This window comes from Limosilactobacillus reuteri (assembly GCF_013694365.1).
Lineage (GTDB): Bacteria > Bacillota > Bacilli > Lactobacillales > Lactobacillaceae > Limosilactobacillus > Limosilactobacillus reuteri_E.
On record NZ_CP059275.1, the window covers coordinates 49,740 to 65,488 of the forward strand.

Below are 15,749 nucleotides of genomic sequence, written 5' to 3' on the forward strand. Positions count from 1 at the left end.
TGTTGTACTGCGTATTTGCTTTTTATGAAAGTAACTTAACTTATGTCACAATCCCTTTTTATGGATAATAAGAGAATAAAAATTGTATATATGTCGTTTTCTGGGAATGTACGGTCATTTACTCATCGGCTTCAAGAATACGCAACGCAACAACATCATTTGAATAATGAAAATCCTTTAGTCGATTTATTGGAGATTTCAGAGGAGACACTTCCGACTGAAAGCGATAGTAAATTTTTTGTTTTACTACCAACATATATGATTGGTGGAAGTAGATTTACGCCGACATTAACAGAGATTTTAACAACACCAATGCACGATTATTTGGAAAGCTATAACAATGTTAAATGTTGTGCGGGAATAATTGGCAGTGGGAACTTAACCTTAGGGAAGATGTATGTAATAACTGCCAAGACATACGCCAAAGAATATGGTTTGCCTTTATTGGACGCATTTGAATCTCGTGGCACCACCTGGGACATAGAACGCGTTTATAAAATATTAACTGATAAAGTAAATGAGAATTCATTAATGTAGTTGGATAACATAAAATTTACTCCACAAGATATTTTGCACAAGCAATTTAAGGAGAGAAATATTGGCAAAGGCTACGATGAAGCGGATGTTGATGCTTTCTTAGATGATGTTATTAAAGACTACGACACCTATAACAAAGAACTTGAACGTTTAAATGATGAAAACGAACGTTTGAGAGCAAAGGTTGATGAATTAAATCGTCAAGTAGAAGTTGGTTCATCTATGAGTAGCCAAACTACTTCCCGACAACCTGTATCGAGCGCTACAAATATGGATATTTTAAAGCGTCTATCTAATCTAGAACGTCGTGTATTTGGTTCACAGTTAGATGGTAATGATAATAATGACTCACATTTGCTTTAGATGAAGAGATTATGGATTACTGGCTATCGAAGTTACGAACTAAATATATTTAAGGATGATGATCCCAAAGTTCAAGTAATAAAAGAGGTGCTAAAAAAATATTTAAGGGCTCAATTAGAATTAAATGATGATGAATTTTGGGTAATAACTGGACCACAAATGGGAACGGAAAGATGGGGACTTGAAGCTGCTTTAGAATTCCAAGCGGATTTTCCACAATTAAAAACAGCTTTAATGTTTCCTTTTGCAGAATTTGGTAAGCAATGGAATGAAAGTAATCAGTTGAAGCTGACAAATATTACCCAGCAAGTTGATTTTTTTGCTAATGTTTCAGATAAACCTTATCAATCGCCACAACAATTACGGAATTATCAGCAGTTTATGCTTACCCATACTGATGAGGCTTTTCTTCTTTACGATCCAGAGTATGAAGGAAAAACTAAGTATGATTATGAGACGATTCAAAAATATATAGAAGAAAGTGAGTATTCGATGACGCTTGTTGATTTTGATGAACTTCAAGAAGAGGCAGAAGAATGGGCCGAGCGTCAAAGGGAAAAAGATGAATTTTAAGTGACCATTCACTATCCCAATGGTCAGCAACCTGTACAACACTATAATACACATAATGAATTACCGACACCACATCAATCTATTTATGCCAAACGTGGGATGTCATTAGAGGATGAGATCAATCATAGTAATCATTACTATTTGGCTCGCCATATTGCTGTTATTCATAAAAAGCCTACCCCTATTCAGCTTGTAAAAGTTGATTACCCCAAGCGGAGTGCGGCTGTTATTAAAGAAGCATATTTTCGGCGACCATCAACTACTGATTACAATGGAGTGTACCGTGGATACTACATTGATTTTGATGCTAAAGAAACACGTAATAAAAATTCTTTTCCATTAAAGAACTTTCATCCCCACCAAATTCAACATATGCGTGAATGTGTAGCACAGGGAGGAATTTGTTTTGCTTTCATTAAATTTACGGAGCTTGACCTGCTATACCTGCTTCCCGCTTCCAACCTGTTTAAATATTGGGACCAACAGCAAAATGGCGGCCGTAAATCAATTTTGAGAACTGATATCGCTAAAGAAGGCTATCAAATTCATTATCAACTCAATCCGCGTTTACCATATTTAAACGCTGTTGATAAAATAATTGCTGCAAAAGCGTAAATGTCAAATGATAATCAGTCAACGCGTAGTGAGCGTCATAATAATAATGACAATCAACAGCGCAATGTTGGCGGCTTAATAAAGAAAATCTTGCTATGGGTAGCAGGAATCGTCGTTCTACTAATGGTGGCATCTGCAGCTTTATTTTTCTACTATGCCTCAAGTGCTCCTAAAATTAGTAGAAGCGACTTAACAAGTCAGAGTATTACGACTATTTACGATGATCAAAATCGAGTGATTTCTCGTTTAGGAGCACAAAAGCGAGAATATGCCAAGGATAATCAAATTCCAAAGCAGTTAAAAAATGCTGTTGTTTCAATTGAGGATCGCCGCTTCTACAAGCACCATGGTGTTGATACAATTCGAATTCTTGGAGCAGCCACTTCTAATGTTTTTGGTCGTTCAGCCGGGATGCAGGGGGGAAGTACGCTGACTCAACAGTTAGTTAAATTATCCGTCTTCTCAACGGCTGCCTCTGATCGAACATTAAAACGTAAAGCCCAAGAAGCATGGCTTGCTATTAATGTTGAGCAGCATTTTAGCAAGAGTCAAATCCTTGATTTCTACATTAACAAGGTTTACATGGGAAATGGAATTTATGGAATGCAAACAGCAGCCCAGTACTACTACGGTAAAGATTTAAACGATCTTGATCTTTCCCAATTAGCCCTGCTTGCTGGGATGCCACAATCTCCCACTTACTATAATCCACTTGTAAGTAACACAAAGTATGCAACGCAACGGCGCAATGAAGTATTGAATGCGATGGTTCGCAGCAATTATATTACCCAATCCCAGGCTAACCAAGCTGCAAGCGAAAGCGTTACTGCTGGTTTAGACCCTGATCACGGTAATATTTCGGGAAGCGGAACTGCTGTAGATTCTAAGGTTGTGGATCCTTATGTAAAGCAGGTTCTTGCTGATTTACAGGCACAAGGATACGACCCTTATAGTGATGGGTTAAAGGTTCACACCAATCTTGACCTCGATGCGCAACAACACCTTTATGATGCTGCAAATAAAAATGTTCAGTTCCAAAACGATAAAATGCAAGCTGGAGTGGCTGTTACCGACCCCCACAACGGGCAAATTATTGCCATGCTCGGTGGCCGTCACACAGGAAATGTTGTGTATGGACTTAACCGAGCTGTGCAAAGCAATCGTAGTTCTGGGTCAACCGCAAAGCCATTAATGGATTATGGTCCGGCTATCGAATACTTGCAATGGCCAACTTTCAAATCAATTGCTGATACGCGGTTTGTCTTTCCTGGTACCAACACTGTCCTTCATGACCTTGACAAAAAGTACAAGGGTAATATGACAATGCGTGAAGCCTTAGTTCAATCACGGAATGTTCCTGCTATTCGCGCATTGCAAGCTGTTGGAATTAAGCGTGCTACTTCTTTCCTTGATGGATTAGGAATTTCACAAAAACAACCATATACTTTACAAAACGGGATTGCGTTGTATATCTCCCCACTCCAAGTTTCTGCTGCATATGCGGCCTTTGCTAATGGTGGTACTTACTACAAACCTTACTACATTAGCTCGATTACTACTCAAGATGGTTCAGTAAAGCAATTCAATCCTAAAGGTAAACGCGCAATGAATAAGGCTACTGCCTACATGATTACTGATATGCTTAAAGGAGTTTTCACGGATTCACAAGGAAGCGCAACTGACGCTCGACTCGACGGTGTTAACCAAGCTGGTAAGACAGGGACGACAAACTACCCTGGAAATTCTAGCCAGTCTGGCGTAATGGATTCCTGGATGGCTGGTTATACTAAGAATTACTCAATTGCAGTTTGGACTGGTTATGACCACCCACTCGAACCTGGTGGCAGCATTTCAGAACAATATGTAAAGTCAGCGCAATTGCTTTACAAGGACTTAATGCAATATCTTGACAGCCAAAATCACGCATCTGATTGGACGATGCCAGACACTGTTGAGGCTGTTCGAGTTAAAGGTAAACGTCAGCTTGTAATTCGTGATTCAAAATGGGCATTTGATTACACTGAAGATACATCGGATGATCGTGATAGTAGTTCTACTTCTAGCTCAAGCGATTCATCATCGTCTTCATCTTCTTCTAGCTCTGCTTCAAGTAGTAGCAGCGAAAGTCGCACAGAAGAACGAAACAATGCTCCAGCTGAGTCTTCATCAAGCAGTGCTCCGGCTAGTTCAAGTTCATCTGCACCCGCACAAAGCTCAAGTTCTAGCCCTGCCTCTGCTACACAACCAAGCACGACTAATCCCTAAATGGAAAAATCTTCTTCTCAAGTAATGAAAGGAATTATATGGGCAGCGGTTGCCTCCGCTATGTGGGGAATATCCGGAACCGTTTTGCAACTCATCTCACAAAATTTAGCAATTCCTGCTACGTGGATGCTCTCAATGCGGACTTTTTCAGCAGGAGTAATTTTATTAGTAATTAGTGTATTTTTATATGGAAAAAAGATTTTTAACGTATTTAAGACACGAGCAACTGCTATTTCAGTTATTAGTTATGCTATTTTAGGATTGATGGCAAACCTGCTTACGTTCTATTATGCTATTCAAACAGGAAATGCCTCAGCAGCAACAATTCTTCAATATCTTTCCCCGCTTTTTATTGTGTTAGGTGGAATTATTTTTATGCATCGTCGTCCGTTCAGGAGTGATATTATTGCGTTTGTTGTTGCTTTGATTGGGGTAGCATTATGTATTACGCGTGGTAACCTTACCCAATTAGCTTTACCGTTTGTATCCCTTCTCTGGGGCTTAGGTTCTGGAATTACAGCTGCATTCTATGTTGTCCTTCCACAACGTGCTGCTGATGAAAATCCGCCAATTGTTGTCCTCGGGTGGGGGACGATGATTGCCGGAGTCCTATTTAACCTCTACCGGCCATTTTGGGTCAATCCACCACATATTACTACCACGTTAGTAGCATCGGTTGCGACGGTGGTGTTATTCGGAACGATTTTACCATTTGGAATTTTGCTTCATGCAACTAGATATGCCCCATCTGATGTAGTTAGTATCATGGATGCCGTTCAACCAATTACAAGTTCGATTTTAAGTGTGATCTTCTTTAAATTGAACTTGAATTGGGCAGAAATTTTAGGAATTATTTTAGTAATTATTGCCGTCTATATTCTACAAAATGGTCGGCGAAAACGTACAATTCATTATTAAATGCCAGATGCAAGCCTTTTACAACATTATTTGCAGGCAGGAGAAACAAATATAAGCAACTTATTGCTACATCATTATAAAGAGTTGGGGATGACAACCTCTCAATTTGTCTTATATCTTCAGTTCAAATCCTATCAGGACCGAGGAATAATGAATCCGGACGTTCGTACAATTGCAAAGAACTTAGGAACAAAAGAGCGACAGGTGTTTGAACAGCTTCACCAAATGATGACAAACCATCTTGTTGAGCAGAAGATGCGAAAAATGGAAGATGGTAAAGAAGATGCAATATATGATTTTTCGCTCCTTATCAATAAATTAGCATTGCTCAATGAGAATGACCAAGAGGAAACAATTAAGGTTGAAAATACTAATAGTCGGGTTGAGACATTTAATCAGCTAGAGGCCGAATTTGGCCGGCCACTCTCATCAATGGAATTGCAAATTATTAATGATTGGTTGGATAAAGATAATTATTCGGCAATAATGATTAAACTTGCTTTACGGCAGGCAGTAATGAATAGTGCGCTAAATCTCCAATATATGGACCGGATTCTACAAAGCTGGGATCGTCAGGGCTTACGGACAGAAAGAGATATCAATGAGCACGAAAAGAGGTTTGAACAGCGTAAAGAGGCTGGACAAAAGCCAGAAAAGAAGACATTAAAAAAGCCTAAAATACCGATTTATAAATTAGGCGAATAAATGCAAAGTCGACGTGAAGTTCAGCGTGAACAAAGTCGTGGTTCCTCAATGCGGACAATTCGTAACCTTTTGATTGCGATTTTACTAATCTTGTTAATAGTGTGGAGTGTTTTTGCAGTTAGCAATCAGCCGCGAAATTCAGCGCGACGACAGACAATTTCACTTGCTGAAAAATATGCTCATCTTCAATCTCCTGACCAATTTTATATTTATAATCGAGAGAATACTTACTATACGATTAGTGGCAAGAATCAGCAAAACCAACCGATCTTGGTTATGGTTCCCCAACACGGTGGCAAGATCAGAGTTCTAAAACAATCAAGTGGGATTACTGCTGCGAGAGCACGAGCGATGACAAAATCAAATCGTGATCTGCGAGAAATTTTAAAAGTTGCTCCCGGGATATTTAATGACAAGATTGTCTGGGAAGTAACATATCGTAATCAAAAAGGGAATCTCTGCTACGATCTGATTAATTTTAAGACTGGACAATACGTTCAAAATATTAATAACCTTTAAGTGACACAGCGTAGTAGTCAGCGCACAAAAAAGCGTGACAAGAAAGCGCCAATCTACTCAGTTGTTGATTTAGAAACAACCGGAACGAATGTTAATCATGGTGATCGAATCATTCAAATCGGTTGTGTTCTCGTTCAAGATGGCGAAATCATGAATCACTTTGAAACAAAAATAAATCCACGAGAGAAAATTCCTCGTTCAATTGTTCAATTAACAGGAATTGAAGATAAAGACGTACGAAAAGCACCTTTGTTTGAGGACATTGCTGGAACTATTTATAGTTTGTTGGCGGAAACGACCTTTGTGGCTCACAATGTTAATTTTGACTTTCCTTTCCTAAATGCAGAATTAGAGCGAGCTGGATATCCCTCATTATCAATTCCTGCAATCGATACTGTAACCCTTAGTCAGATTCTTCTTCCTACTGCAAAGAGTTTCCGTTTACGAGACTTAACTAGTTCGTTGCATATTGAGCATGATCACCCTCATAGTGCAGTATCAGACGCTGAGGCAACTGCAGACTTACTTAATGACTTGTTAAAACGAGTTCAAGAATTACCAACGCTTACGCTTGAAAAGATTACTCAGTTGAAGCTCAACCTACCTCAGCAAACAGCCGGGGTTTTTGATGCTGAATTGCAGCGTCGACGTAAATCGCCCCAGCCATTAAGCGAAGAGTTGTATGTCTCTCACGGAATTGTTCTTCATAAATCGCGGCCGATTACTGCTAATGGTCAGCGAGAAAAGCATAAATATCCTTCCACTAAAAAGGCAAAGGAAAAGCTATACGGAGATACGTTGAGATTGCGGCCTGTTCAAGCCAAAATGATGAACAGCATTTACAATAATTATACTCATGCTGAACCCCAAAATATGATTGTCGAGGCTGGAACTGGAGTAGGGAAGACATTGGGCTATCTTTTTCCGCTAAGTTATGTTGCATATCTTGATAAGAAGATTGTCGTCAGCACAGCAACTAATATCCTCCAGCAACAAATTATTGATACATCAATCGCACAGTTAAATAAGGTGTTGCCTTTTAAAATGAATAGTGTGATTATCAAAGGAAACGCTCATTATATTGATATTGCACGTTTTGTTCATTCCTTAAGTGTGATTGAAGATTCGAAGCTTGTTCAGTTGTTAAAAGCTAAAATTTTAGTATGGCTGCTTTCAACGCAAAGTGGGGACCTTGATGAACTTAATTTAAATTCTCAGCAGTCGCCATACTTTACTGAAATTCGTCATCAGGGTATTCGGAGCTTGAATCCAGCAAATGACTTTTACCATGATGATTTTCTCGTTCGGCGGGAAAAGCGGCTTCATCAAGCTGATATTATTATTACGAATCATGCGTACTTGGTTGCTCATGCCCAGGAATTAGGGGATGGAACTCGTCGCCCATACTTAGTAATCGATGAAGCTCAGCACTTAAGCGAAAGTATCTTAAAACGGTCACGGCGAACATTTAATTTTCAGAAATTGCGCACAGCAGTTCATATAATGTCTGGGTTAGTTAATAATGGCAATGACCGGAACTTAACTGATATTTTCGCTGAACAGGCACTAGGCAGTTATAATGTTGAATTGCTTCGTGGTGATCTCAATGCAGTAGAAGAAGCGGTTGACCTTTTCCAGCAAGCCCTTTACCGTCAATATATGGCAAGCGCTACTGGTAATCCTGATAATGAATTAATTGAACAACCACTACAAAATGATCAAGTGATGGCTCTTTTAGATATTAGTGGGCCCGTGATGATGAAGCTAGAGCAAGCATTAAGCAGTGTGCAGCTTCATTTTTCTGCCCTCAGTCATTTATTTAGCAGTCAGCCAGACCGGTGGTTATTAAGTGATCGTTACCTCATGAGCCAATTTCAAAGTCAGCTTGCAAAATTAATTGAAGCCGATCAGACACTAAATGAATTTAACGAAACACTTCAACAACAAGGAGAGGCTGCTGCTTTTTGGATTACTATTCGCCAATCAAGTGAACAAAGTGCCTTACAGCTTAGTGGGGGGCTATTGGAAGCAACCCATTACCTCACAAAGAATGTTTATCCATATTTTGCTCAACCATTATTTGTGGGGGCGACATTGTTTACATCGTCACGATCGCCGTATCTTTACCACCAGTTAGATTTAGAGCGCAATAATACTTTAACGCGTCGATTCGCATCTCCATACAATTACAAACAGAATGCTAAATTATTGATTGCAGAAGATGCACCAGTACCGAGCGCGCAAAATAACAGTGATTACATTAAATACCTCAGTGACACGATTTACCAATTAACGAAGAATGCTGATTATCAGACAATGATTTTATTCAACTCACTGGTGATGATTGAGCAGGTATATAGCCAACTTCGTGAAACGGATCTATTTGATCAGCGGGATATTTTAGCACAAGGAATTACGGGTAATCGTGATAAAATCTTAAAACAGTTTAGTGGTGGAAAAAATTCGATCCTTCTTGGTGCTTCTAGTTTTTGGGAAGGGATAGATTTACCAGAGTCCGCTCTTGAACTCTTAATTATTACGCGCTTACCGTTCGATTCGCCTGATGAAATAATGAATCGTGCTCATAATAAGTTACTTCAGCAGCAGGGGAAAAATCCGTTCTATCATTCAGAATTGCCAAAAGCAACGATGCGGTTACGTCAGGGGATTGGACGATTATTACGGACAGAAGATGATCATGGGGTTGCAGTAGTTCTTGATCCACGACTACAGACAAGACGGTATGGGAAGACGATTTTGAGTAGTCTGCCCACTGATTTACCGGTTAATAGTAAAAAAACTGCTGACTTGATTTCAATTACTCAGAAGTTTTTACGAAATGGTAAAGAGGACAAAGTTAATTAAATGGTGAAACAACAAGGGATTGGTACTAGCCATGCGAAAATCATTTTAATGGGAGAACATAGCGTAGTATACGGTCAACCGGCAATAGCCTTACCATTGCCAAGCGTTCAATTATCAGTTACGCTCAGCAGTCGCCAAGATAACCAGCGAATTATTAAAAGCCGTTATTATCATGGTAGTCTAGGAAATTTACCTTCCTCCATGATCGGAATTAAAAAATTAATTGACACTTTATCTGCAAGGTTTAATGACCACGAAACTGGTTGGGACTTAAAAATTGAAAGTCAATTACCTGCTGAACGAGGAATGGGGTCGTCTGCCGCCAGTGCGATTGCAATTATTCGAGCATTCTTTGATTATTATGATGAACCACTCGATCGAACATTATTGCTTCAGCTTGCAGATGTCGAAGAACAAATTACACATCGTAGTCCATCCGGTTTAGACGCTGCTACTGTCAGTTCAGATAAACCGCTTTTTTATGTTAAGGGGCGGATTGGGGTACCAATTGAAATGAACCTTGATGCCTCTTTAGTAATTGCTGATACCGGAAAAAAAGGTGCTACTAAGGAAGCTATTTTGGCAGTTAAAGATGAACTGAAAAATAACAATGAAAAAGCTGAAGGACATATTAAGCATCTCGGTGAATTAGTAAACCAAACAAAAGACTATCTTACACAAAATGATATTGTAAAATTAGGCGATGCTCTTAACTTTGCGCAAACTGATTTAGCTGCTCTCAACGTGTCAGACCCATCATTAGATCACCTTATTCATGTTGCACGTGATAATGGAGCTCTTGGTGCAAAATTAACTGGTGGTGGTCGCGGCGGTTGTATGATCGCCTTAATGCAAACAGCTATGGGAGCTCGCCGCCTTGCAAGTATCCTAAAAGAGAACGGGGCACATGATATTTGGCTTCAACCACTTGATAAGCGAGGTAATAACTAAATGGCAACTGCAAAAGCACATACTAATATTGCGCTTGTTAAATATTGGGGAAAGAAGGATCAAGAATTAATCATTCCACAAACTGACAGTCTCTCCCTTACGCTTAATGAGTTTTACACCACTACTACCGTAAATTTTGATAATCACCTTACTTCAGACTTAGTTGCCATCGATCAACAAACACTTAGTAAGAAAGAGGCCAAAAAAGTAGTTCATGTTCTAGATATTGTTCGGCAATTAAGTGGAATAAAAGCTTTTGCACGCGTAGAGTCAATTAATCATGTTCCAACTGCAGCCGGCCTTGCTTCCTCAGCTTCCGCATTTGCTGCCTTAGCAGGCGCTGCCAGTACTGCGGCCGGATTAAATCTCTCAAGCCGTGATCTATCACGACTTGCCCGACGTGGATCTGGTTCGGCAACTAGATCTATTTATGGCGGATTGGTTGAATGGCAAAAAGGAACTGATGATGCATCCTCGTTTGCACAACCAGTTTTAGAAAATGTTGACTTTCCAATCGAAATGTTAGCAGTTTTAGTTGATACAAAAAGGAAAAAAGTTTCCAGTCGATCTGGAATGCAATCCAGTGTTGAAACTTCACCCTACTATGGTGCTTGGCGCCAAGTAGTAGCGAATGATATGGTTGCCATAAAGAAAGCTATCAAAGCAAAAGATATTGACCAAATCGGCCATATTGCTGAAGAAAATGCTCTTCGGATGCACGCACTTACTTTTTCAGCTGACCCTGGTTTTACCTACTTTAATGGTGAAACGTTAACCATCATTAAAGCAGTGGAAGACTTGCGCAATCAGGGAATAAACTGCTATTATACAATGGATGCCGGTCCGAACGTCAAAGTGATTTACGACCGAGAAAACCGGAGCAAAATTGTTGAAAAATTAAGTAATATTGTTGGCCCAGAACGGTTGGTGGTTTCACAACCGGGACCTGGAATAAAGATTTGGAATGAATAATTGATTACTGAAAAAGCTCCCGGTAAATTGTATATTGCCGGCGAATATGCTGTTGTTGAAAATGGTTATCCTGCAGTTTTAGTTGCGTTAGATCAATTTGTTACCTGTACAATCGAGGAAAGCACTCAAGAAGTTGGTCAAATTATTAGTCGCCAATATAATAACGATCAATTATCCTGGCGACGTTTAGGAGACCAAATGGTAGTTGACAAACGTGACAATCCTTTTTCTTACATTCTTTCTGCTATTAGAGTTACAGAAGAATATGCTCGTACTTTTAGTCGTGACTTACGAATATTTAATATCCATATTGACAGTCAATTAGACAGTGCTAATGGTCGAAAATATGGTCTTGGTTCCTCTGCAGCTGTTACTGTAGCAACTGTTAAGGCTCTTTGTCGGTTCTATAATTTGCCCGTTAACAAGGACCAAATCTTTAAATTAGCTGCAATTGCCCATTTTGAAGTTCAAGGAAATGGTTCGTTGGGTGATGTTGCCGCTTCCGTATATGGTGGTTGGATTTCCTATCATTCATTCGATCGGCAGTGGCTTGCCCAACAACGTAAGTATCTTGACCTAAAGACGATCATTGATTTACCTTGGCCTGATCTGAATATTGAGTCTCTAACTGCTCCCAAAAACTTAGAACTTTTAATTGGCTGGACTGGTAAACCAGCCTCAACTTCCCAACTTGTTGATAAAATTTCTCTTTTTAAAGCTCGTCGTCAAACTGAATATCATCATTTTCTTGAAAAAAGTAAATCATGTATCCAACGAATGGTTGATGGTTTTCACCGTCAAGATCTTGAAGCGATTAAAAATGAAATTCGTTATAACCGTGACCTCTTAAAACAACTCGGCACTAATTCGGGGGTAAACATCGAAACCGAATCATTATCTAAGCTTTGCCAAATCGCTGAATCTTTTGGTGGGGCTGCTAAGACATCTGGTGCTGGTGGCGGTGATTGTGGGATCGTCGCTATTGATAGCAACTCTAACTTTGGGAACGTTCTAAAGAGCTGGGCCAAAAACCGCATCGAACAACTTCCTTTATCCGTACACTTTATCGATAACGCAAAAAGCTTCAAGAAATCTGTTAAGCACCATCTTTCTTACATTCACAAGTAGATGGAATCACGTCATGCCCAACGAAAAAACGAACACCTTTCATTAGCTGCCAAATATTATGACCAGGTTCATCAACATCATTATTTTGATCAAGTGCGTCTAATTCATGATAGCTTACCTGAAATGACAACAGATGATGTTGATTTGCATGTCCAGTTAGCTGATAATTTAGAAATTGAATGTCCTTTTTATATTGAGGCAATGACTGGCGGAAGTGATCAAGCCCTTAAAGTCAACCAACAACTTGCTCAATTAGCTCATAAACACCATTTAGCAATGGCAACTGGATCTCTCAGTATTATTTCAAAAGACCCCCAATCCTTTTCGTCTTTTGAAATAATTCGCGAAGAAAATCCAAACGGTATTATTTTTGCAAATTTAAGTGCAAATGCCAGTCTTGACCAAGCGATAAATGCTATTTCCCTTTTGAAGGCAAATGCCCTTGAACTGCATATCAATGCGGCCCAAGAATTAATTATGCCTGAAGGTGATCGCGATTTTAATTGGTTGGATAACATCCAATACCTTGTCAGTGAACTAGAAGTCCCAGTTATTGTAAAAGAGGTTGGCTTTGGAATGAGCAAAACGACGATTGCCAAACTGCAAACCCATGACGTTCACCTCATCAATGTTAGTGGACGTGGTGGGACAAACTTTGCAGCGATTGAGAATCGGCGTAACCATGATATTAATTTTGAGAGTTTATTGGACTGGGGACAAACAACTCCCGAATCACTATTGGAAGCTCATTCAATTCGGCGCGGTAAAACTGAAATTATTGCCTCTGGCGGAATTACTTCTCCCCTCGATGTTATCAAGGCTGGTGTATTAGGCGCCCGGGCAGTTGGTGTTGCCGGTTACTTCCTCAATATTCTTCAAAATGAAGGCTATGAAGCATTAGACCAAACGCTCGGTGAATGGCAAGTGATTGTCAAACGCTTGCTCGCGCTCCTTGGTTGCTCATCATTTACCGAGCTTTCACGTGTTGAATATGTTTTAGGAACAGACTTACTATCATATGCTCGTCAACGACACTTACGCTAAATGGTGATTGAAGTGAATAAAATTAATTGGGGCAAATCAATTACAGTTGGTATAACGGCTGGTCTTGTTGCCGGCCTTGTTAAACTTGGTTGGGAAAATATTCTCCCACCACGGACACCAGAGCGAGATCAAACAAACCCACCACAAAAAATGCTTGAGCAATTTGGCGTTCCAACACAGATTACACATGCTACTTATACCTATTCCGGCCAACAGTTGCCATGGGTAAGCTATGTTGTTCACTTTAGTTTCTCAGCTGGTTTTGGAGTTCTCTATAGTATCGGTGGACAGTTAGCGCCGTGGATCAAAAAAGGCGATGGAATACCATTCGGGATTGCTGTTTGGGATTTCTTCCACCTCAAGTTAATGCCATTAATGGGAACAGTGCCTGCTGCAAAAGATCAACCACTTGAAGAACATGTTTCTGAATTTTTAGGACATGCAATCTGGATGTGGACGATTGATGCATTAATAAAAAGTAAAAAATAAAAATAATAAAAGAGGCTGGGAAAAAACTCCTAGTCCAAAATAAAAACCGGATGATGAATTTTTTGAACAATTCATCATCCGGTTTTTATGTACACAGGAAATCGTTCCTGATATGATGTAATTACCCCTAAAAACAACCAAAGGGAGCGATTTCCATGTATCAAAATTATACCATAGGACAAACCGAATTCGTACTAAACTATAACTATGATTTACCACAAAATCATATTGCGCGGCTAATTAGTGATTTTGTCGACTCGATTCCACAAAATGTGCTATTAGAAGATTCAGGAGCGGCTACCGGCCGCCCTTCATCGCATCCAGCAATTATGCTTAAGATTCTCTTGTTTGCCTACGCACGTCAAACTTATTCTGGAAGAAAGATTGAAATGATGTTGGATGAGAACCTGCCAATGCGTTGGTTAGCCCATGATTATACTTATAGCTACCATACCATCAATAACTTTCGACGCAGTCAGTACGCTAGTAAGCTAATTAAACATGCCTTTGTCTACTTTACCATGGCTTTGAAAGATCACGGACTAATTCAAAATGATGCAGTTTTTATCGATGGGACCAAGGTAGAAGCCGATGCCAATAAATATTCATTTACTTGGCGGCGGGCGGTTGAAAAGTATCACGCTAAGTTAAGAGAAAAGACGAGTAAGCTTTATGGGGAACTAGTAGAAAAACAAGTGGTGCAAGAAATGGCACCCGAGCTGGTTACTTCTGCCGAAGGCATGGAAGTAATGAAACAAGAGCTTGCGGAGAAAATCATTAAGTTAGATGAATAGATTAAGCAAGAATCAAAAATCATCAAAGGTGGTTCAGTTAGAAAACGGCGCCATCAATTAAGCAACGACCTAATTCCGCGTGCCAAAAAGTATGAACGTACCGAAGATATCTTCCAAGGTCGTAATAGCTATTTCAAGACTGATCATGATGCGACTTTTATGTGTATGAAGGAAGATCCGATGATGAATCGGGAGTTGAAGCCCGGCTATAACCTGCAAATCGCTACACATAAGCAATTTGTCCTTGATTACGGGCTGTTTTCAAATCCAACTGACACCAGGACCTTAGTGCCATCCCTTACCCAGTTTCATGCTTTAGATTTCTTTAAGCATATCGTTGCCGATGCCGGTTATGGTAGTGAGTACAATTATACAATGATTCTTGATCGGTTTGAAAAGCGGCCGGTTATCCCATACACCACCTATCAAAAGGAACAGAAACGTAAATTTAAAAACGATCCAACTAAATCACAAAATTGGCAGTATAATGCCGAGGATGATTACTACATCGATCATTTAGGAGTCCGTTTTAGCTTTTATCGTTATAGTAAGCGAACCGATAAATATGGTTTCGAACGTGGTTTCAAACTCTATCGAGCGGATAAGCACCAACTGTCAGTGCAATTGGATGAGTTGGCAAAAACACCAGGTGGTCGTCAACGCTATATGAAGGTTAACCCAACCTGGAATTATTACAAGGCTAAAGTTAAAGATGCCCTCTCAAGTGACGAAGGCAAGGCAATTTATCGTCGACGGAAGTTCGACGTTGAGCCAGTCTTTGGTCACATGAAGAGGGATTTTGGCATACGCCGAACTCATCTCCGTGGCCAAGGGGCTGTGGAAAATGACATTGGGGCTAGCCCTGGTGGCATTAAATCTAACGAAACTTGGCCAATCAATTAGTCGATTGGCGACTAATTTTATAAATAATTTAAAATTCGGACTATGATTTTTGAATCGATCAAAAATCATAGTCCGGATTTTACTGTTAGAGAACCAAGAATTAATAGT

Annotated in this window: 14 protein-coding genes and 1 pseudogene; all 15 read left to right on the plus strand. The window is 39.7% G+C overall.

The features are described 5' to 3' along the window. Positions 1-60: 60 nt before the first annotated feature. Complete coding sequence (locus HHK02_RS00315; RefSeq protein ID WP_181462540.1) at positions 61-537, plus strand: class Ib ribonucleoside-diphosphate reductase assembly flavoprotein NrdI; 477 nt, start codon at positions 61-63, stop codon at positions 535-537. Further along, entirely contained in the window at positions 538-900 is a 363-nt protein-coding gene (gene gpsB, locus HHK02_RS00320; protein ID WP_152697652.1) for a cell division regulator GpsB, read from the plus strand. After that, positions 901-1,473, plus strand: a complete 573-nt coding sequence (locus tag HHK02_RS00325) for an SLOG family protein (protein WP_004562304.1) — start codon at positions 901-903, stop codon at positions 1,471-1,473. Beyond that, entirely contained in the window at positions 1,474-2,088 is a 615-nt protein-coding gene (gene recU / locus HHK02_RS00330) for a Holliday junction resolvase RecU (RefSeq protein ID WP_035160109.1), read from the plus strand. After that, entirely contained in the window at positions 2,089-4,353 is a 2,265-nt protein-coding gene (locus HHK02_RS00335) for a PBP1A family penicillin-binding protein (RefSeq protein WP_181462541.1), read from the plus strand. Continuing rightward, entirely contained in the window at positions 4,354-5,271 is a 918-nt protein-coding gene (locus HHK02_RS00340; protein WP_181462542.1) for a DMT family transporter, read from the plus strand. It abuts the gene before it with no gap. Further along, on the plus strand, positions 5,272-5,976 hold the full coding sequence (locus HHK02_RS00345; RefSeq protein WP_168240416.1) for a DnaD domain-containing protein: 705 nt from the start codon (positions 5,272-5,274) through the stop codon (positions 5,974-5,976). Next, positions 5,977-6,495 (plus strand): cell wall elongation regulator TseB-like domain-containing protein, encoded by a 519-nt coding sequence (locus HHK02_RS00350; RefSeq protein ID WP_078009577.1) that lies wholly within the window; start codon positions 5,977-5,979, stop codon positions 6,493-6,495. Continuing rightward, a complete protein-coding gene (locus HHK02_RS00355; protein ID WP_181462543.1) occupies positions 6,496-9,360 on the plus strand; it encodes a helicase C-terminal domain-containing protein in 2,865 nt (954 codons plus the stop codon). Beyond that, positions 9,361-10,311, plus strand: coding sequence for a mevalonate kinase (gene mvk, locus HHK02_RS00360; protein WP_004562315.1), 951 nt, complete (start codon positions 9,361-9,363; stop codon positions 10,309-10,311). It begins immediately after the preceding gene. After that, a complete protein-coding gene (gene mvaD / locus HHK02_RS00365; protein WP_181462544.1) occupies positions 10,312-11,283 on the plus strand; it encodes a diphosphomevalonate decarboxylase in 972 nt (323 codons plus the stop codon). Then, a complete protein-coding gene (locus tag HHK02_RS00370) occupies positions 11,284-12,411 on the plus strand; it encodes a phosphomevalonate kinase (RefSeq protein ID WP_004562317.1) in 1,128 nt (375 codons plus the stop codon). Beyond that, entirely contained in the window at positions 12,412-13,455 is a 1,044-nt protein-coding gene (fni, locus tag HHK02_RS00375) for a type 2 isopentenyl-diphosphate Delta-isomerase (RefSeq protein ID WP_181462545.1), read from the plus strand. It begins immediately after the preceding gene. Beyond that, positions 13,456-13,944: a DUF1440 domain-containing protein gene (locus HHK02_RS00380; RefSeq protein ID WP_004562319.1), complete on the plus strand. Its 489-nt coding sequence runs from the start codon at positions 13,456-13,458 to the stop codon at positions 13,942-13,944. A 155-nt stretch (positions 13,945-14,099) separates the two neighbouring features. Next, positions 14,100-15,687: pseudogene (locus HHK02_RS13055) on the plus strand (IS1182 family transposase). The last annotated feature ends 62 nt before the right edge of the window (positions 15,688-15,749 follow it).